The organism is Allobosea sp. P4_E12, assembly GCF_056401655.1.
The window spans coordinates 23,290-42,241 of record NZ_JBFUIY010000008.1; the positions used below are offsets into that span (position 1 = coordinate 23,290).

20 protein-coding genes are annotated in these 18,952 nt (G+C 66.1%); 12 read left to right on the plus strand and 8 right to left on the minus strand.

The features are described from left to right. Positions 1-112 precede the first annotated feature (112 nt). On the plus strand, positions 113-1,081 hold the full coding sequence (corA, locus tag AC1DW9_RS12065) for a magnesium/cobalt transporter CorA (RefSeq protein WP_441490426.1): 969 nt from the start codon (positions 113-115) through the stop codon (positions 1,079-1,081). A 20-nt stretch (positions 1,082-1,101) separates the two neighbouring features. Here the strand turns inward: corA and AC1DW9_RS12070 are convergent, their stop codons facing one another. Both AC1DW9_RS12070 and AC1DW9_RS12075 read right to left on the minus strand, forming a co-directional pair. After that, positions 1,102-2,832, minus strand: coding sequence for an MFS transporter (locus AC1DW9_RS12070; RefSeq protein WP_441506300.1), 1,731 nt, complete (start codon positions 2,830-2,832; stop codon positions 1,102-1,104). Positions 2,833-2,891: 59 nt separating this feature from the next. Further along, the gene (locus AC1DW9_RS12075) at positions 2,892-3,788 is read right to left on the minus strand and encodes a protein-methionine-sulfoxide reductase heme-binding subunit MsrQ (protein WP_441506301.1); all 897 of its coding nucleotides are present in this window, start codon (positions 3,786-3,788) and stop codon (positions 2,892-2,894) included. Between the two features lie 117 nt (positions 3,789-3,905). Between AC1DW9_RS12075 and AC1DW9_RS12080 the strand changes: the two genes are divergently transcribed. Further along, positions 3,906-4,520, plus strand: coding sequence for an HAD family hydrolase (locus AC1DW9_RS12080; RefSeq protein ID WP_441506302.1), 615 nt, complete (start codon positions 3,906-3,908; stop codon positions 4,518-4,520). Between the two features lie 78 nt (positions 4,521-4,598). Beyond that, the gene (locus AC1DW9_RS12085; RefSeq protein ID WP_476776738.1) at positions 4,599-5,909 is read left to right on the plus strand and encodes an MFS transporter; all 1,311 of its coding nucleotides are present in this window, start codon (positions 4,599-4,601) and stop codon (positions 5,907-5,909) included. Between the two features lie 87 nt (positions 5,910-5,996). On the opposite strand, the gene lepA is transcribed toward AC1DW9_RS12085, so the two are convergent. Continuing rightward, the gene (gene lepA, locus AC1DW9_RS12090) at positions 5,997-7,802 is read right to left on the minus strand and encodes a translation elongation factor 4 (protein WP_441506304.1); all 1,806 of its coding nucleotides are present in this window, start codon (positions 7,800-7,802) and stop codon (positions 5,997-5,999) included. 114 nt (positions 7,803-7,916) lie between these two features. Between lepA and AC1DW9_RS12095 the strand changes: the two genes are divergently transcribed. Together AC1DW9_RS12095 and AC1DW9_RS12100 are read left to right on the plus strand one after the other, a co-directional pair. Then, a complete protein-coding gene (locus tag AC1DW9_RS12095; RefSeq protein ID WP_441506305.1) occupies positions 7,917-8,516 on the plus strand; it encodes a helix-turn-helix domain-containing protein in 600 nt (199 codons plus the stop codon). Next, positions 8,513-9,052 (plus strand): N-acetyltransferase family protein, encoded by a 540-nt coding sequence (locus AC1DW9_RS12100; protein ID WP_476776740.1) that lies wholly within the window; start codon positions 8,513-8,515, stop codon positions 9,050-9,052. Before AC1DW9_RS12095 ends, AC1DW9_RS12100 begins: the two co-directional genes overlap by 4 nt. On the opposite strand, the gene AC1DW9_RS12105 is transcribed toward AC1DW9_RS12100, so the two are convergent. Further along, positions 9,049-9,522, minus strand: coding sequence for a MarR family winged helix-turn-helix transcriptional regulator (locus tag AC1DW9_RS12105; protein WP_441506307.1), 474 nt, complete (start codon positions 9,520-9,522; stop codon positions 9,049-9,051). The two genes, AC1DW9_RS12100 and AC1DW9_RS12105, sit on opposite strands and share 4 nt — an antisense overlap. Before the next feature lie 89 nt (positions 9,523-9,611). On the opposite strand from AC1DW9_RS12105, the gene AC1DW9_RS12110 reads away from it, so the two are divergent. Further along, positions 9,612-10,091, plus strand: a complete 480-nt coding sequence (locus AC1DW9_RS12110) for an anthrone oxygenase family protein (RefSeq protein WP_441506308.1) — start codon at positions 9,612-9,614, stop codon at positions 10,089-10,091. An 11-nt stretch (positions 10,092-10,102) separates the two neighbouring features. Here the strand turns inward: AC1DW9_RS12110 and AC1DW9_RS12115 are convergent, their stop codons facing one another. The 3 genes from AC1DW9_RS12115 to hrcA all read right to left on the minus strand — a co-directional run bounded on the left by AC1DW9_RS12115 (position 10,103) and on the right by hrcA (position 12,336). Then, on the minus strand, positions 10,103-10,345 hold the full coding sequence (locus AC1DW9_RS12115; RefSeq protein ID WP_069877953.1) for a DUF3297 family protein: 243 nt from the start codon (positions 10,343-10,345) through the stop codon (positions 10,103-10,105). Positions 10,346-10,594: 249 nt separating this feature from the next. Beyond that, a complete protein-coding gene (locus AC1DW9_RS12120; RefSeq protein WP_441506309.1) occupies positions 10,595-11,257 on the minus strand; it encodes an ankyrin repeat domain-containing protein in 663 nt (220 codons plus the stop codon). Continuing rightward, complete coding sequence (hrcA, locus tag AC1DW9_RS12125) at positions 11,254-12,336, minus strand: heat-inducible transcriptional repressor HrcA (RefSeq protein ID WP_441490437.1); 1,083 nt, start codon at positions 12,334-12,336, stop codon at positions 11,254-11,256. Before hrcA ends, AC1DW9_RS12120 begins: the two co-directional genes overlap by 4 nt. A gap of 142 nt (positions 12,337-12,478) precedes the next feature. Between hrcA and rph the strand changes: the two genes are divergently transcribed. The 3 genes from rph to hemW are packed head-to-tail and all read left to right on the plus strand — an operon-like array spanning position 12,479 to position 15,044. Next, positions 12,479-13,195, plus strand: a complete 717-nt coding sequence (gene rph, locus AC1DW9_RS12130) for a ribonuclease PH (protein WP_069877955.1) — start codon at positions 12,479-12,481, stop codon at positions 13,193-13,195. 2 nt (positions 13,196-13,197) lie between these two features. Further along, entirely contained in the window at positions 13,198-13,845 is a 648-nt protein-coding gene (gene rdgB / locus AC1DW9_RS12135) for an RdgB/HAM1 family non-canonical purine NTP pyrophosphatase (protein WP_476776741.1), read from the plus strand. Next, positions 13,842-15,044 (plus strand): radical SAM family heme chaperone HemW, encoded by a 1,203-nt coding sequence (gene hemW, locus AC1DW9_RS12140; protein WP_476776742.1) that lies wholly within the window; start codon positions 13,842-13,844, stop codon positions 15,042-15,044. The genes rdgB and hemW overlap by 4 nt, the downstream gene beginning before the upstream one ends. 101 nt (positions 15,045-15,145) lie before the next feature. On the opposite strand, the gene AC1DW9_RS12145 is transcribed toward hemW, so the two are convergent. Continuing rightward, positions 15,146-16,357 carry a penicillin-binding protein activator gene (locus AC1DW9_RS12145; protein WP_476776743.1) on the minus strand — a complete coding sequence of 404 codons (1,212 nt, stop codon included), beginning with the start codon at positions 16,355-16,357 and terminating at the stop codon, positions 15,146-15,148. Positions 16,358-16,551: 194 nt separating this feature from the next. On the opposite strand from AC1DW9_RS12145, the gene rsmI reads away from it, so the two are divergent. The 3 genes from rsmI to gshB all read left to right on the plus strand — a co-directional run bounded on the left by rsmI (position 16,552) and on the right by gshB (position 18,885). Next, positions 16,552-17,487 (plus strand): 16S rRNA (cytidine(1402)-2'-O)-methyltransferase, encoded by a 936-nt coding sequence (rsmI, locus tag AC1DW9_RS12150; protein WP_441490441.1) that lies wholly within the window; start codon positions 16,552-16,554, stop codon positions 17,485-17,487. Beyond that, positions 17,484-17,864, plus strand: coding sequence for a YraN family protein (locus AC1DW9_RS12155; protein ID WP_069877958.1), 381 nt, complete (start codon positions 17,484-17,486; stop codon positions 17,862-17,864). Before rsmI ends, AC1DW9_RS12155 begins: the two co-directional genes overlap by 4 nt. Before the next feature lie 70 nt (positions 17,865-17,934). Then, positions 17,935-18,885, plus strand: coding sequence for a glutathione synthase (gshB, locus tag AC1DW9_RS12160; protein ID WP_441506313.1), 951 nt, complete (start codon positions 17,935-17,937; stop codon positions 18,883-18,885). Positions 18,886-18,952: the final 67 nt, after the last annotated feature.

Sequence of the window (18,952 nt, forward strand, 5' to 3'; positions counted from 1 at the left end):
CCTGCCATGTGGCGCCGCGGCTTTTCCGGCGCTGCCGTGCTAGCCTGCAAGCGCCGCTATGGGGTGACCGGGTGTTTTCGACCGGCCCCGAGATGCCAGGAGCGTGCCTGCCGTGAGTGTCATTGCCGCCTGTCACTATGTCGATGGGAAGCGTGTCGGGACCGTTGCGCTCGACCAGCCTTCGACCTGTGCCCAGGACCAATCCGATTTCGTCTGGATCGGCCTGCTGGAACCCTCCGAAGAGGAGTTGCGCACGCTCCAGAGCAGCTACGGCCTGCATCCACTTGCGGTCGAGGATGCGCTCAAGGCGCATCAGATGCCCAAGGTCGACATCTATGGCGACCAACTCTTCATCGTGGCGCGCACGGCGCATCTCGAGGATGACCAGATCGCGTATGGCGAGACGGCGATCTTCGTCGGCAAGCACCACATCATCACGGTTCGCCACGGCTCCGCACGGGCCCATACGGAGCTGCGCAGCCAACTCGAGGCCGCGACCGCCCAGATGCGCTACGGCGTCGATTATGTCCTGCACGGCGTGCTGGACTTCATCGTCGACGGCTATTTCCCGATTGTGGAGACGATCGAGGAGGACGTCCTGGAGATGGAGCGGGAGATGCTCGCCAGCGAGTTCGGCCGCGTCGACGTGCCACGCATCTTCGGACTGCGCCGCCAGCTCATCCGCTTCCAGCGGGTGCTCGGACCGATGTCCGAGCTCTGCCGCAAGCTGGTGCATCTCGATCTGCCCTGCATCGATGCCGAGGCGAAGCCCTATTTCAATGACGTCTGGGACCATGCGCGGCGTGCCGAAGCCATGGTCGGGAGCCTCCGCGACATCCTGACCTCCGTCTTCGAGGCGAGTCATCTGCTGGAACAGCAGCGCCAGGGCGTCATCACCAGGCAGCTCGCGGCCTGGGCAGCCATCCTCGCGGTCCCGACCGCGGTTGCCGGGATCTATGGCATGAACTTCGAGCACATGCCGGAACTCAAGACCCAGTACGGCTATTTCGTCGTGCTCGGGCTCATCGCGGCGTTCTGCACCGCGCTCTACATGCGCTTCAAGCGTTTCGGCTGGCTGTAAGGACAGGCGAACCCCGTGCCCTAGCCGATCCTGGGATCGGTCGCAGGCGTCGCCGCATCCGGCACGGGCTGTGGCTGGGCGAAGGGCAGCGAGCCGGTCTGTCGTTCGATGACGCGGTGCACCACGGGCGGGTTGGGCCCCTGATGCAGGGCCCTTACCCTGTCACCGATCATGGCATCTGCCTGGGTGACGCGCTGGTTCTGGCGGATATATTCGACCCAGGTCGGGCTGTCATAGCGCTCGATCCAGAGCTGCGGATCGGTCAGGTCGCGCAGCAAGGCCCAGTGCCTGGCACCGTCGCGGCGGCGGATGCGGCGGCGCTCGGCCATCACATTCAGGAAGGGGACGATGTCCTCCTCGCGAATGATATACTCGATGGTGACGATGATCGGGCCGCTGCGTGGCTCGATGTCGACGGCCACTTTCGGAACCTGCCAGCGGCTGAGCGGGTCGAGATTGAGCTGCTCGAGCGGCGGCAGCGCATAGCGCAGGCCCAGTGCGGCTCCGACAAGCAGAACAGCACCCGCACAGTACAGGGCACGGTCGGTGCCGAAATGCAGGGCGATGTAACCCCAGACCCAGCTGCCGAGCGCCATCCCACCGAAGGTCGCCATCTGGTAGAGCGCAAGCGCCCGGCCGACGACCCAGCGCGGCGCCGAAAGCTGCACGGTCGCGTTGAAGGTCGAGAGTGCAAGGACCCAGCTCGCTCCGGCGATGAGCAGGGCCGCCATGGTCGTCACGGTATAGACGCTCAGCCCCGCCAGGATGACCGCAGCCGAGAAGGCGGCAAAGGAGGCGCGCACCAGCGTCTCTGTCGTGAGCGCGCGACGTACCCGCGCGCTCAGAAGGGCTCCCCCGACCGCTCCCGCACCGAAAGCACCGAGCAGCAGGCCGAAGGTCAAAGGCCCGCCCTTGACGAGATCGCGCGCCACCAGCGGCAGCAGCGCCTGAACCGCAATGGCGCCGAATCCGAAGGCCGCACCACGCAGCAGCACCGAGCGGATATTTGGCGACATCGCGACATAGCGGATGCCGGCGCTCATCGCGATGCCGAGCGTCTCGCGTGGCAGCACGCGCTCGATCTTTGGAGGGTTCCAGCGCGCGAGTACGGTGACGAGCCCGATATAGCTCAGTGCATTCACCGTGAAGGAGGCGACGACGCCCGCCGCCGCAACGATGAAGCCGCCCAGCGCCGGCCCGACGCTGCGGGCAATGTTGAAACCGACGCTGTTCAGTGTGATCGCGGCCGGCAGATCGCGACGCGGCACCATCTCGCCGACCGAGGATTGCCAGGCGGGCCCGTTCAAGGCCGTGCCGCAGCCAATCAGGAAAGTCAGGCCGAGCAGCAGCCACGGGGTGATTACGCCGAACCAGGCCGAGACGGCGAGAGCCACGGAGACCGTGAACATGAAGCCCTGCGCCGTCAGCATGATCTTGCGCCGGTCGAAATTGTCGGAGATCGCCCCCGCCGCCAGCGAGAACATCATGATCGGCAAGGTCGTCGAGGCCTGCACCAGCGCAACCATGTCGGCAGAACTGGCGATCGAAGTCATCAGCCAGGCTGCGCCGACCGACTGGATCATCCCGCCGAAATTGGAGGCAAGGCTCGCGAACCACACAGCCCGGAAGATCGGCTGGCGCAGAGGCACGAATGGCGAAGACAGCCCCTCATCGACCGCCCCATCCCCCGTCGCGGCAACATCGGCTGCGGCTACGTCGGCGGTGGGTTGGGCGTTCGGATCGTCAGGCATGCCATAGGGTTAGAGCCTCGCCCGCGGGCTGCCAACCATCAGTTTGGAATGATTTGCTCTTAGGCACCCGTTTGCGCGGAAAGCCCTTCCCTGCGACGCGCACGCCGCTCGACCTGCCGCGCCGCAGGCGCACGCCAGTAATGGGCGAAGGCGACGAGAAGCCCGGCCAGCGCGACCCAATGCCCGGGCCTGAGGGCCTCGAGATCACCATAGACGACGACATCGGCATTGGCCTGGAACACCAGCCAGGCCGAGGCACCGGTCGCCAACGCATACCAGGCCGTCTCGCAAAGCGCAGTCAGAAGGCCGGCCGCAAGCGCCGTCAGGACCAGCCGGGGCGTATCGAGCGTCACGCCGGATCGCGGCAGCAGCCGGTAAAGCATCAGAAGGCAGAAGAGCCCGGTCATCAGCGCCGGCTGGGTGACGTCGATCTTCGACTGCAGGGCAAAGTGCAGCAGCCCCAGGGCAGCGATGGCATAGACGAGGTTATGCAGCAGTTGCCAGCGGGCGGAACCCAGCCTGCGGATCATGCCGTCGGTCGAGGTTGCACCGAGTGCGACCAGACCGGTCAGCCCCGTGATGCCGACGACGAGATAGAACCGTTTGACGATTTCAGAAACGATCAGCCCGGCGTCGAAACCGAGATCGATGCAGTAAAGCGCGAGATGGGCGAGCGCATAAGCCAGCACGGAGAGGCCCAGCATGCGGCGGATGCCGATGAGCTTGCCCCAGTCGAGAAGCCGGCGCAGCGGCGAGACGGCAAGGGTAACCAGCAGCAGCCTGAGCGCCCAGGTGCCGGTATCATGCACCGCCCGCGTCCAGGGCTTCGAACCGAGCTGGCCGGTCCAGGCGTCGAAGGCGAGCCAGAGCGCCGGCACCAGTAAGAGCGCAAATGTCGCAGCGCGCAGCCCCGAGAAGCGCCCCTGCCGGTCCAGCCACGGCAACCATGCCTTCATGCCGATCTCCACCATCGCATGTCCCGAATACGCGAGAGGCCTTGCCTCTGTCTCGCACGTCTGCACACAAGGACGTGAGCCTTCTGCGATCTGCCCCGTATTCAGAATGGACCGGCCATGCCTTCGACTAGCCCCACCGTCGTTTTCGATGTCGGCAACGTCCTGATCCGCTGGGATCCGCGCCATCTTTACCGAGAGTTGATCCCTGACGAAGCGCGCATGGACTGGTTCATGCAGAACATCTGCACCTCGGCCTGGAACCTCGAGCAGGATCGCGGCCGATCCTGGGCCGACGCCGTCGCCGAACGCGTCTCCGCTCATCCCGAATGGGAGCGTGAGATCAGGGCCTTCGACGAGCGCTGGCACGAGACGGTAACCGGCGAGATCGCAGAAAGCGTCGAGGTCCTCACGGACCTGAAGGCCAGGGGCGAGAAGGTCTATGCGATCACCAATTTCTCGCGCGAGAAATGGGACGAGAGCGTTGTCCGCTTTCCTTTCCTCGGTTCGTTCGACGGCGTCGTGGTCTCGGCACATGAACGGCTGATCAAGCCGGATCCTGCGATCTATCACGTGCTGCTGGAGCGCTACGGCCTCACCGCAGGTTCCTGCGTCTTCATCGACGACAGCGCCAAGAATATCGAGAGCGCGCGTCATGTCGGCATGCAAGCCGTGCATTTCGTCGAGCCGATCGACCTGCGGGCGACACTGCGTGGTCTCGGCGTCCAGATCTAGCGCCGAGCCCGTCCCGAACGTACCACGCTACGAAGACCAGAACGGCCAGAAGGCGCCTCGGAGAAAGTTCGCCACGCCATGAGCATTCCTGTCGAGAGCGTTCTGTCCACCGTCGGCACCGGCCCGTTCCAGCGTCGGCTGCTCGGCATCTTCGGCCTCGTCTGGGCGGCTGATGCCATGCAGGTGCTGGCGGTCGGTTTCACCGCCGCCTCCATCGCTGCGACCTTCGGGCTCAGCGTGCCACAGGCCCTGCAGACCGGAACGCTGTTCTTCCTCGGCATGTTGATCGGCGCCGCGTTGTTTGGGCGCCTCGCCGATCGCTATGGCCGCCGTCGCGTGCTCCTGATCACGGTCGCCTGCGATGCGGTATTCGGGCTGCTCTCCGTCTTCGCCCCGTCCTTCGCAGCCCTTCTCGCGCTACGCTTCCTGACCGGCATCGCAGTCGGCGGCACGTTGCCCGTCGATTACGCGATGATGGCGGAATTCCTGCCGCCGAAGAACCGCGGGCGTTGGCTGGTCATGCTGGAGGGTTTCTGGGCGGTCGGCACGATCGCAGTCGCCCTGGCCGCCTGGGCAGCAAGCATCGCCGGGATCGCTGACGCGTGGCGCTGGATTTTTGCTGCGACGGCGCTGCCCGCGCTGATCGGCATCTGGCTGCGCTTCTGGGTGCCGGAATCACCCCTGTACCTGCTGAAGGAAGGGCGAGCGGACGATGCCAAGCGCGTGCTCAACCAGATGCTGCGCACCAACGGGAAAGCGGAACTCTCGTCCGATTCGGCGATCACCCTGCCCCCGGCCGCGACGTCTTCCGGATTGCTCGCGCCTGATCTGCGCCGGCGCACCCTGCTGATTCTCGGAATCTGGTTCCTTGTCTCGGTGTCCTATTACGGCGTCTTCACCTGGATGCCGGCCAAGCTCGCCGGCGAAGGGTTCGGCTTCGTCCGTGGCTATGGCTTCCTCGTCATCGTCGCGCTGGCCCAGCTGCCTGGCTATGCGCTGGCCGCCTATGGCGTCGAGACATGGGGCCGGCGTCCGACCCTGATCGGCTTCCTGCTGCTCAGCGCGGCAGGCTGCGCCCTGTTTGTCGGCGCTGGCAGCGCAACAGTGATCGGCGCGTCGATCCTGCTGATGAGCTTTGCGCTGCTCGGCACCTGGGGTGCACTCTACGCCTTTACGCCCGAGCTCTATCCGACGGAACTCCGCGGCACGGGCATGGGGGTTGCCGGCGCCATGGCGCGGCTCGGCGGCCTGCTCGCGCCATCGGCGGTGGCGCTCGTGATTGCGCAGAGTTTTGCCACTGCGATCGCCCTGTTCGCAGCCCTGCTGCTGGTTGCAGCGGTTGCAGCCTTCCTGATCGACGCCGAGACGCGTCAGGCCGTTCTGGCGTAGTCGGACCGGCTGGGCTCGCGTCATCCCGGGCGCACGAAGCCAGCCCCGGGATGACCTTAGCGAGGGAGAGCGGAACCTGAGCTCCGCTCAGGAATCCATCTTTAGCGCAGCGATGAAGGCTTCCTGCGGGATCTCGACCTTGCCGAACTGCCGCATCTTCTTCTTGCCTTCCTTCTGCTTCTCCAGAAGCTTGCGCTTGCGGGTGGCGTCGCCGCCATAGCACTTGGCGGTCACGTCCTTGCGCAGCGCCCGGATGGTCTCGCGAGCAATGATCTTGCCGCCGATCGCGGCCTGGACCGGAATCTGGAACATGTGCGGCGGGATCAGTTCCTTGAGCTTCTCGCACATGGCGCGACCGCGAGCCTCGGCGCGGGTCCGGTGGACCAGCATCGAGAGCGCGTCGACCGGCTCGGCATTGACCAGGATCGACATGCGCACGAGGTCACCCTCGCGATAGTCGGTGATGGCGTAGTCGAAGGAGGCGTAGCCCTTCGAGATCGACTTCAAACGGTCGTAGAAATCGAACACTACCTCGTTCAGCGGCAGGTCATAGACGACCTTGGCCCGCGAGCCGACATAGCTCAGGTCGATCTGCAGGCCGCGGCGATCCTGGCAGAGCTTCAGCACCGAGCCGAGATATTCGTCCGGCGTGAAGATAGTGGCGCGGATCCAGGGTTCCTCGATCGCCTCGATCTTCATCACATCCGGCATGTCCGCCGGATTGTGCAACTCGAGCGTCGTCCCGTCCCGCAGCCTGAGATGATAGACCACGGACGGCGCGGTCGAGATCAGGTTGAGGTTGAACTCGCGCTCGAGCCGCTCCTGGATGATCTCGAGATGCAGCAGTCCGAGGAAGCCGCAGCGGAAACCGAAGCCGAGCGCTGCCGAGGTCTCCATCTCGTAGGAGAACGAGGCGTCGTTCAGACGCAGCTTCGACATCGCCGAGCGGAGCACCTCGAAATCGGCCGCATCGACCGGGAAAATGCCGCAGAACACCACCGGCTGCACCGGCTTGAAGCCCGGCAGCGCCTCGGCGACCGGCTTGCGATCGTCGGTGATGGTGTCGCCGACGGCGGTATCGGCGACTTCCTTGATCGAGGCGGTGAAGAAGCCGACCTCGCCGGGGCCGAGTTCCTTCACTTCCAGCATCTTCGGCTTGAAAACGCCGACGCGGTCGACGCCATAGGCGGCGTTCGCCCGCATCATGCGGATGGTCATGCCCTTCTTGAGCACGCCGTCGATGATGCGCACGAGCACGACGACGCCGAGATAGGCGTCGTACCAGGAATCGACCAGCAGCGCCTTCAGCGGCGCTTCGAGATTGCCCTTAGGCGCCGGCAGTTTCTGGACGATCGCTTCCAGCACGCCTTCGATGTTGAGACCGGTCTTGGCCGAAATCGGCACGGCTTCCGAGGCATCAAGGCCGATCACGTCCTCGATCTGCTGCTTGATACGCTCGGGCTCGGCTGCCGGCAGGTCGATCTTGTTGAGGACCGTGACGATCTCGTGGCCCGCGTCGAGCGCCTGATAGACGTTGGCGAGTGTCTGCGCCTCGACCCCCTGAGAGGCGTCGACAACCAGCAGCGAGCCTTCGCAGGCAGCCAGCGAACGGGAGACCTCATAAGCGAAGTCGACGTGACCGGGCGTGTCCATCAGGTTGAGGATGTAATCCTTGCCGTCCTGGGCACGATAATCGAGCCGGACGGTCTGTGCCTTGATGGTGATGCCGCGCTCCTTCTCGATATCCATCGAGTCGAGGATCTGCTCGCTCATGTCGCGGGCCGCGACCGTGCCGGTCTGCTGGATCAGCCGGTCGGCAAGGGTCGACTTGCCGTGGTCGATATGGGCCACAATCGAGAAATTGCGGATGTTGTCGAAACTGCGCGTGCTCATGGGCGCGCAATAGCAGTGAAGCCGCACGGGGCCAAGGGTTTGTGGCAGGCGCCTTGCTTCTCTGAAGCATGGCAGGCGCTTGACATTCCATTATATTAGATTTCCTCTACTAAAATGGAGAATCCTCCCGAGAGAGACATCGACAGGCGCCTCGCGACGCGCCTGAAGTCAGCGCGCCAACGGCGCGATCTGACGCTCGACGTGCTTGCCGAGCGCACCGGCGTCAGCCGCGCGATGATCTCGCGAATCGAACGGGGCGAATCGAGCCCGACCGCGGCGTTGCTGGACCGGCTGACCGCCGGGCTCGGCGTGACCTTGTCATCGCTGTTCCATGAGGAGCGCCATGTCGGCCCGGTCGCGCGCCTGGCCGACCAGCCGGTCTGGCTCGACCCTGGCAGCGGCTATGTGCGGCGCAATGTCTCGCCGTCGGGCATCGGCTCACCTGTCGAAATCGTCGACGTGACGCTGCCCCCCGGAGCACGCGTCCTGCTCGACGGACCGCGCATGCTGCACCGCCTCGACCAGCAGGTCTGGCTGCTCGCCGGAGAGATCGAGCTCAGCTTTGGCGGCGCCAGCCATCGACTGCGGAGCGGCGACTGCATCCACATGCTGCTCGACGGGCCGATCACCTATCACAATCCCGGCTCGGAGCCGGCCCGCTATGCCGTCGTGCTGATGACGGCAGACGGCCTATCCCAGGAAAGACCCCGATGACGACGCAGCTCGTTGATACGGCCTCGATCACGCGTCTCGATGCCACTGGCGCGCGCAACGCCATCCCTGCGCTTACCGGTATCCTTCGGGATTCCGTCGCGAACGGCGCCTCTGTCGGCTTCATGGCGGAGAATACCGAGGCCGATTTCAAGGTCTATTGGACAGGTGTCGCGGCCGGCGTCGAAGCAGGACAGATCCTGCTTCTGGTCGCGCGGCAGGGCGACGAGATCGTCGGCACCGCGCAGGTCCACCCCGCCGGCAAGCCAAACCAGCCGCACCGCGCCGATATTGCCAAGGTCCTGGTGCATTCCTCCGCGCGCCGGCAGGGTATCGGTGAAGCGCTGATGCTGGCAGCGGAGGCCGAGGCGTCGGCGGCCGGACGGACGCTGCTCTGCCTCGACACGGACGAGGCCGGCCCGGCGCGGCGGCTCTATAACCGGCTCGGCTGGACCGAGATCGGCACCATCCCGCGCTATGCGCTGATGCCCGATGGCAGCGATTGCGGCTCGACCTTCTTCTTCAAGTCACTCGCCTAATCCAGCGGATTGGGGCTGACCGGCAGATCGGGCTTGGCCGGTTTGCCGGAGAGTGAGGAAATGATGCGGCGCATGCCGGCGAGCAGTTGCTCCGCCTCCTCCTCAGGGAAGCCGGCCAGCGCCCGCCGGTTGACCTGCCGCGCCTCCGCAAGCGCAGACTGCTCCAGTTCCCGGGCCCGCCCTGTCAGATGAATGATACGGGCGCGGGCATCGGCGGCGTCGGGCCTGCGCTCGATCAGACCGTCGCGCTCCATGCGCGCAAGCGTGCTGGCCATCGTCGCCTGCTCGACATCGAGCCGCTCGACCAGGTGCTTCTGGGTGACGCCATCTTCTCGCCAGAGCTCGAGCAGGACCATGAACTGCGCCGGCGCAAGCCCGAGCGGCCGGATGGATTCAGCCAGGGCCTTGGCGAAAAGCCGCGCCATGTGGTTGGCGAGATAGCCGGCCGAATGAGTCTTGAAGGTCGTCACGATCGCATCCCCCCGCCGGGTCGAGATACCAGTTGAACAGCATACTATGCAATGATATATAGCATGCTATTCAAAATCGGGAGGTGACGATGCCCCAAGGGACCGACCTCATTTTGCAATCCGCGATCGCCCGGCGCATGGGACCGATCACATTGGCACTGGCGGCGCTGTTCAGTGGCGCAGCGATCTACATCCTCGCGGCCGAGCAGCCGGCGCGGCTGTCGCTCGACGACGGGGCGCTTCTGCGGCAATGGCAAGCGGCCATCGGCCCGGCGACGCGGATGCAGGCGACGCTGGTCGTGATCACGACGCTCTGCGCCGGTCTCTCCTGGCGCTCCACCCGTAACCCCGCCTGGCTGGTCGGAATGTTCGCGATCCTGGCCAATCTGCCGTTCACGCTACTGGTCATCGCACCGATCAACACGGAACTGCAGGCCATGGCCGCGGCGCAAGCCAGCGCCGCGAGCCGCCATCTCATTCAGCGCTGGGGCGAGCTTCACGCCATCCGCGCCGGGCTCGGGCTATTCGCCGTCCTCAGCTTCAGCTGGGCGCTGTCGCGGCGTCCGTGAAGCCCTGAGCCTTACTCCGCCTTGCGATAGTAAGGCTCGACCGGCCCCTTGAGCGTGATCGTCATCGGCCGGCCGAAGCGGTCCTTGGCGGCGCCGGCCGCCACCTTGATCCAGCCTTCGCTGACGCAATACTCCTCGACATTGGTCTTCTCAGTGCCCTTGAAGCGGATGCCGATATCCTTCGCCAGCACCTCGGCGTCGTAAAAGGGGCTGTCCGGGTTGACGGAGAGACGATCGGGGAGCGTGTCGGTCATGTCTTTGGCCTTGTGGTCTGGAGCGCACCTGGGTCGCTTTGGCGGCAGAGGTAACGCCAGAATGCGTCGATGCCAAATCGGGATGCTTGAGCGGCCTCCCGGCCACTGCGAAATTCGGGGCCGGCGACGTCATGGAGCGCGGGCTGGCGGTCCACCTGATCGAGCGACAGAGCAGTCTCGGTCCGGGGCAACCCGAAGCGAACGACCTTCACGCCAGCGAGCAGGTCATGGCCCGCTGGCTGGAATCGTTCAGCGGCCGCCGGCCTTCTCGATCAAGGCCGCGACGGCCCGCTGCCCGCGCTGGCGGGCATGGGCCAGCGGCGAGACACCATCCTTGTCGGCCAGACTCGGATCGGCGCCTGCCTCGAGCACAAGCTTTGCAACCTCCTGATGCCGTGGCCCGCCATCGCCCAGGATGACGATCTCGAGCAGGCAGGTCCAACCGAGATCGTTGACGTGGTCCAGGTCGATGCCGCTGCCCAGGAGCAGCTTGACCGTCTCGACATGGGCGCGCTCGCAGGCCGGGATCAGGGCGTTGCCGCCATAGCGGTTGCGGATCGCCAGGTCGGGCTTCAGCGGGATCATCGCAGCGACGATCTCGGCGCGACCGGCGGCACCGGCGAGCAGCCAGGGCGTGTCGCGATTGGCGGCCTGCGCATTGATGTTGGCGCCCGCCGCGAGCAGCGCCTTGGCGATCGCTACATGATTGCCGGCCACAGCGAGCAACAACGGCGAGCGCCCCTGCGCATCGCGAGCCTCGAGATCGGCCCCGGCCGCGATCAGCCGGGAGACCTCGGCAGTCCTGCCGGCGGCGGCCGCGTCGAGGAGGCTCGCCTGTCCGTTCTGCCCCATCGCCGCCATCGCAAAAACTCCAAGCACCAGAATCAGTCCGGCTCGCAAGACGCGCTTCACCGCGCACCATCCAGAAGCCGCCCCACGACCTTGGCGGTATAGTCCACCATCGGCACGATGCGGGCATAGTTCAGCCGTGTCGGGCCGATGATGCCGACAACGCCGACAATGCGCTGCTCGGCATCATGGAAAGGTGCGGCGATCATCGAAGAGCCGGACATCGAGAACAGCTTGTTCTCTGAGCCGATGAAGATGCGCACGCCGTCGCCGGCCTCGGCGCGGGACAGCAAGTCGATCACGTCGGTCTGCGTCTCCAGATCCCCGAAGAGCAGGCGGATACGCTCGAGATCCTCCTGTGCCTTGAGATCCTCCAGCAGATTGGCCTGGCCACGCACGATCAGATGGCGATCGCTGCTCGGACCTGACGAGGTGGCGATGCCGCTCTCGACAAGCTTCGCCGTCAGCGCATCGAGTTCGCGCTCCATGGTGGCGCGATCGTCGGCGATCTCGCGCTGCAGTTCGCTCAGGGTCTTGCCGAGGACACGGGCATTGAGAAAATTCGCAGCCTCCGTCAGGGCCGAGGCGGGCAGACCCGGCGGAAGGGCGAGCAACCGATTCTCGACCGTACCGTCCTCCGCCACGAGCACCACAAGCGCGCGCACCGGCTCCAGCCGGACAAATTCGATATGCTTCAGCCGGGAATTGGCCTTGGTGGTGACCACAACGCCGGCACCACGCGACAGCCCAGACAGCAGTGCAGACGCCTCGGTCAGCGCGCCGTCCAGCGTCCGGGTCGAGGCCGCTGCCCGCATCTGAGCCTCGATGCGGGCGCGTTCGTCGGAGGTCAGGTTGCCGACTTCCATCATGGCGTCGACGAAGAAACGCAATCCGCGTTCGGTCGGCAACCGACCGGCCGAGGTATGCGGCGCGTAGATCAGCCCCGCCATTTCGAGGTCGGTCATGACATTGCGCACAGTTGCCGGCGACAGGGCCACCGGCAGCAGCCGCGCGATGTTGCGCGAGCCGACGGGCTCGCCCGTCGCGAGATAGCCATCGACGATCTGCCGGAAAATCTCACGGGAGCGTTGGTCGGTCTCGACCAGCCCGCCAGGGCTGTCCTGCCGCGTGGGCGCGCTCATGGCGAGGCGAGTATCTGGTTGCACATAGGCTATTGTCCCTTCGGCGCGGCAGCGGATCAAGAGGCAAGCGCTGGCTGCTTGCCTTGCCGCGCCCGGCCCAAACGCCTACAAGCCGCCGAACTCACGAAATCGGGATGTGAACATGCGACCCTCCAAACGCGCGGCCGACGAGATGCGCAAGGTCACGCTGGAACGCGGCGTGGTGCGCTATGCGGAAGGTTCCTGCATGGTCAGCTTCGGCGAGACCAAGGTGCTCTGCGCCGCGACGGTCGAGGAAAAGGGTCCACCATGGCTGCGTGGCACCGGCAAGGGCTGGGTCACGGCCGAGTACTCAATGCTGCCGCGTGCCACGCATGAACGCACACGCCGCGAGGTCACCTCCGGCAAGCCATCGGGCCGCACGCAGGAAATCCAGCGCCTGGTCGGGCGCTCGCTTCGCGCGGTCGTCGACCTGACCGCCATCGGCGAGCGCCAGATCGTGGTCGATTGCGACGTCCTCCAGGCTGATGGCGGCACGCGCACGGCCTCGATCACCGGCGCCTGGGTCGCGCTGCACGACGCGCTGAAATGGATGGAGGGGCGCGGCATGCTCAAGGCATCGAACCCGCTCAAGGATCATGTCGCCGCGATTTCCTGCGGTATCGTCGCCGGCAACCCGGTCATCGATCTCGACTATGTCGAGGATTCCGGCGCGCAGACCGACGCGAACTTCGTCATCACCGGAACAGGCGGCCTGGTCGAAGTGCAGGGCACTGCCGAAGGCGCTCCCTTCTCGGAGGATGAGCTGATGGCCCTGCTCCGGCTCGCCAAGGGCGGCGTCAGCAAGCTGGTCGCGCTGCAGAAGGCGGCGGTGGCCTGATCATGAGCGGACATCGGCTTCTCCAAGGCAAGGTCGTGATTGCGACCCATAACCAGGGCAAGCTGCGCGAAATGCGCGAGCTGATGGCGCCCTATGGCGTCGATCTGGTCTCGGCCGGGGAACTCGGCCTGCCCGAGCCCGAGGAGAATGGCCACATGTTCTCGGAGAATGCCGCGATCAAGGCGGTGGCCTCCGCGCAAGCGAGCGGCCTGCCGGCGATCGCCGATGATTCCGGCCTGTGCATCGATGCGCTCGACGGCGCCCCTGGCCTGTTCTCCGCCAACTGGGCCGGGCCGGGCAAGAACTTTGCCCCGGCGCTCGCCCGCGTCCAGGCCGAGCTCGCCAAGCGCGGCGCAACGACCTCCGACAAGCGTCGGGGTCATTTCGTCTCCGCGCTGGTCATCGCCTGGCCGGACGGACACCAGGAGCTCTTCGAAGGCCGCGTCTACGGCGAGATCATCCATGAGCCGCGCGGCCCTTCAGGCTTCGGTTACGATCCGATTTTCAAGCCGGACGGCCGCACCAAGACCTTTGGCGAAATGTCTTCCGATGAAAAGCACGGCGTGCCGGATGATGGTTCGGAGGCGCTGTCGCATCGCGCCCGCGCCTTCCAGCTCCTCGCCGCAGCCTGCCTGAGGCTGCCCCAGTGAACGCGCCAGCCGCCATCGCCGAGCGTCAGGCGGTCCCGCCGCATCCGACCGCGGATGCCGGTTTCGCGGCCTATGTGCATTGGCCATTCTGCCTGGCCAAGTGCCCCTATTGCGACTTCAACTCGCATGTGCGGCATACGCCGCCCGACCAGCAGCGCTTCATCGAAGCCTTCAGGCGCGAAATCGCGCACCGCGCCCAGCTAGCGCCCGGACGCACCGTCTCCTCGATCTTCTTCGGCGGCGGCACGCCCTCGCTGATGGAGGGCCGCACGGTCGGCGCAATCCTCGACGCGATCGGCGGCGCCTGGGCGGTCGACCCGAATTGCGAAGTCTCGCTCGAAGCAAACCCGACCAGCGTCGAGGCAGGACGCTTCCGGGATTTCCGCGCCGCCGGCGTCAACCGCGTCTCGCTCGGTGTGCAGGCGTTGAACGACGCCGACCTCAAGGCGCTGGGCCGGATGCACTCGACACAGGAAGCGCTCGATGCGGTGGCGATCGCGCGGCGCTATTTCGAGCGCTACTCCTTCGACCTGATCTACGCCCGCTCCGTCGAGCAGACTCCCGCGCTCTGGCGCGAGGAACTCGAACTCGCGATCAGCCATGCTGCCGAGCATCTCTCGCTCTACCAGCTCACCATCGAGCCCGACACCGCCTTCGCGGCCCTGTACAAGGCCGGCAAGTTGAAGGTGCCGGATTATGAGGTCGGCGCCGCACTCTACGAGACGACGCAGGAGATCACGGCAAAGCACGGCCTGCCGGTCTACGAGATCTCGAACCATGCCAGGCCGGGCGCTGAATGCCGGCACAATCTCGTTTACTGGCGCTATGGCGAATATGCCGGCATTGGCCCCGGTGCGCATGGAAGGCTGGTCACAGCAGAGGGCCGGATGGCGCAATCGACCGAGAAGCGACCGGAAGTCTGGCTCGAGCGCGTCGAGGCCGAAGGGCATGCGCTGGTCGAGAACGAGTGCCTGAACGCCGAGGCGCAAGGCGACGAATATCTGCTGATGGGCCTGCGACTGGTCGAGGGCATCGATCCGGTCACGTTCAGGGCGCTTTCAGGGCGCGAACTGAAGTCTTCCCGCGTCGACAGCCTGATGAAGGAGGGGCTGCTGACACGCAAGCCCGGCGGCAAGCTCGCCGCGACACCGGACGGGGCGCTGGTCCTGGACGCGTTGGTGGCGGATCTGGCGGCCTAGACCTGCCGCCCCCATGCCCGGCCTCGCGCCGGGCATCATTCTGTTTCTGGAACCGAGGATCTGCGCGTCGCAGCGCCCGGAAACCGCGCGCGGGGGCCCTGTTACGTCCTCGGCCCAAGGTCTCGCGGCGCGGCATTGACCGTCACGATCTGGCCGTTGCGCAGTTCGAGAACCGCAAGCCCGCGCTCGATCTGCCCATCCGGGCGGAAACGGAAGACGCCGTCCGCACCGGCAAAGCCCTGCGGGTTGGTCAGAACCGACTCGGAGAAACGCTGGCTTCCCTGCGTCCGCGCCAACGCCGCTGCCAGCGAGACCGCATCATAGGCCAGAGTCGCGGTGCGGGTCGGCGCGCCGTTGAAGCGCTGCTGATAACGGCCCGCAAAGGCATTGAAACCGGCTGTGTCGGGCGATGCGAACCAGCCTCCCTGGATCGCCGGAACGCGCGCGACGCTGGCATCGTTCCAGACACCGGTGCCGAGAGGCTTCACCTTGGCCGGATCGAACCCGGCTTGCTGAAGTGCCAGTCCCAGCGCCGGCATGGTGTCGGCTGTGGCCGGGACGAAGAGCGCGTCCGCCTGCTGCAAGGCCGGCACGAGGCGCTGGACAGCGGTGCGCATGCTGTTCTGGTCGGAGCCGAAACGCTCGATGATGACCGCCCGCGCCCCGCGATTGGCGACGGCCTGCTGGAACGCGGCCTCGACGACCCGGCCATAGGCGGTATCCGGAACCAGCGCGGCAAAGGACTTGCGCCCCTGCGAAGAGGCGTAGGCGATCACGCGATTGACGTCGTTCTCGGGCGGGAAGGAGAGCAGATAGACGCCGCGCGAAGCGACATTGCTATCGCTGGAGAAAGCCATGATCGGGCGGTTGGCGCCGCGCGCCACTTGAGCGGCAGCCTGCACCGAGGGTGCAAAGAGCGGCCCGATGATCAGTTCAGCACCTTCACGCAGCGCTTCCTGGGCCGCGGCCTGAGCGCCTTCCGGCGACCCGCGATCATCCTTGACCAGCAGCGTGAGGTCGGCGCCCGGGAATTCGGCAAGCGCCATCTCGGCAGCGTTCTTCAGGGAGTTGCCGACGACCGCGCCCTGCCCTTCCGCAGTCAGGGGAAGCACGAGGCCGACTTTGACCTTGCCGGTGCCGATGGTCTGGCCGGTGGGCGCCTGAGCCTCGCCGCCCGGGGCCGCGGAACCGCCGTCAAAACCTGGCAGACCGGACGTACCGCCGCTGCAGGCCGCGAGCCCAAGCGAAACACCGAGGGCCAGAGCCGCCAGACGCAACCTCGAGACCGGAAGGGGGAGCCGTTGGAGCAGCACGGGATCATCTCCAGTCGAGAACGGGGAACGCGGTCATTGCGACCGTATCCAGCTTGCAGTCCCCCGACCGTGGAGAACTCCTGCCAGTGCGACATGGTATTTTCAAGTTGTTAACTCTGTCTTGCCGCATTTGAAACGAGGCGCAGCTGCATGCGGCCGTGGCATAAGGACCGCGGCTGTGGCAGCTTGCGGACATGTCCGCTCCGTCCTCCGCCCCGCCTGCCTCTGCCCCGCGTGCATCGCAGCGCGCCCCCAGCTACACGGCCTTCGGGCTCCGCGCCGAAGCGGAGACGCTGGCGCCGGGCCTGCACATCGTCGCAACCCCGATCGGCAATCTGCGCGACATCTCGTTTCGCGCCCTGGCGACGCTTGCCGCCGCCGATGCCGTGCTCGCCGAGGACACGCGCACCAGCAAGACGCTGCTGGCACATTACGGAATCTCGACACCGCTCCTGCCCTATCACGAGCACAATGCCGCGCAGATGCGGCCGAAGATCCTGGCCAAGCTGCGGGAGGGCGGGCGGCTTGCCCTGATCTCCGACGCGGGCACGCCGCTGGTGTCGGACCCCGGCTACAAGCTGGTCGCCGATGTCGTCGCCGAAGGCCTGCCGGTCACCGGCATTCCCGGCCCCTCAGCCGTTCTGGCGGCGCTGGTGCTTGCCGGCCTGCCGACAGACCGGTTCTTCTTCGAAGGTTTCCTGCCGCCGAAATCGGCCGCGCGGCGCGGGCGACTGACCGAGCTGGCGGTCATTCCAGGCACCCTCGTCTTCTTCGAATCGCCGCGCCGCCTCGCCGAGATGCTCGCCGATGCCGGCGCAGTGCTGGGCGCAAGGCCGGCAGCGGTCGCCCGCGAACTGACCAAGTACCACGAAACCGTACAACGCGGGACGCTTGCTGAACTCGCCGCCCATTACGGCGAGGAGGAAGAAGCACGCGGCGAGATCGTCGTGATCATCGGTCCACCCGGAGCCGAGGCTCTGCTTCCAGCGGGAGATGTCATCGATGAGCGCCTGCGCGAGGCCATGGCGCGGCTCTCGCTCAAGGAGGCGGTCGCGCAGGTCGCCGCCGAGACGGGGCAGCCGCGCCGCAAGATTTATGCGCGCGCCCTCGAACTGACCCGCGAGCCTTGAGAGCCAGGGCTCGCAGCCAGAAGGCCAGACGAGCCGGAACGACCGGCCAGCGCGGCGAGCTGCTGGCGATCCTCTGGCTTGCCGCGAAGGGTTACCGGCCCCTCGCCCGGCGCTTCGGCGGCAAGGGCGGCGAGATCGACCTCATCGTGAAGCGCGGACGCACCATCGCCTTCGTCGAGGTCAAGGCCCGGGGCCTGCTCGACGATGCGCTGACCGCGATCACTCCGGAGAAACGCCGGCTGATCGAGGCCCGCATCCGGCAATGGCTCTCGCGCAATGCCTGGGCGATGGACCATCATTTGCGAGCCGATGCCGTCTTCGTCGCGCCCTGGCGTCGGCCGCGCCATGTGCCCGGCGCCTTCGAGCTGATCCTGTGACGCGCAGCCTGCCCCTTGCACAGGCATGGGGCCTGGGCCGATATGAGGCCGCGCAACAGGAACCTTGCCCATGACCCTTGCCGTCGCCATCCAGATGGACCCCATCGAACGCGTCAGGATCGCCGGCGATACCGGCTTCGCCTTGATGCTGGAGGCGCAGCGGCGCGGACACACGCTCCACACCTATACGCCGGACCAGCTTTCGATGCGGGACGGCAAGGTCACCGCGCCGATCAGGCCGGTCGAAGTGCGTGACGTCGACGGAGATCACTTCACCCTCGGAACCGAGGAACGCACCAATCTCTCGACGCTCGATGTCGTGCTGCTGCGGCAGGACCCGCCGTTCGACATGGCCTACATCACCTCCACGCATATGCTGGAGCGCATCCATCCGAAGACGCTGGTCGTCAACGATCCCGCGCAGGTACGCAACGCGCCCGAGAAGATCCTGGTCACGCATTTCCCCGAACTGATGCCGCCGACCCTGATCACCCGCGACAGGGCCGAGATCGAAGCATTTCGCGAAGAGTTCGGCGAGATCGTGATGAAGCCGCTTTACGGCCATGGCGGCGCGACCGTGTTCAAGACCGGGAAGGGCGACCCCAATTTCGGCTCGCTGTTCGATCTCTTCTCCGGGATCTTCAAGGAGGCCTGGGTGGTCCAGCGCTTCATGAAGGAGGTCAGCGCCGGCGACAAACGCATCCTGCTGGTGGACGGCAAGGCGGCAGGCGCGGTCAACCGGGTCCCGGCCGATGGTGACCTGCGCGCCAATATGGTGCGCGGCGGCGCCGCCGCTCCGACGGATCTCTCCAAGCGCGAGCTCGAGATCTGCGAGGCGATTGGTCCGACGCTGCGCGAGCGAGGCCTGATCCTGGTGGGAATCGACGTGATCGGCAACTACCTGACCGAGATCAACGTCACGGCGCCGACGGGCGTGCGCGCCGTCAAGAAGCTGGGCGGGCCCGATATCGCCGCCCAGGTCTGGGACGCGATCGAGGCGAAGGTGAGAAGCCGAGGCTAGGGCCCTCACCGCATCGGGTCAGGCTCCGGCCTGTCCCGGCCGACAGCGCAGCATCGGGGCTGAAGGC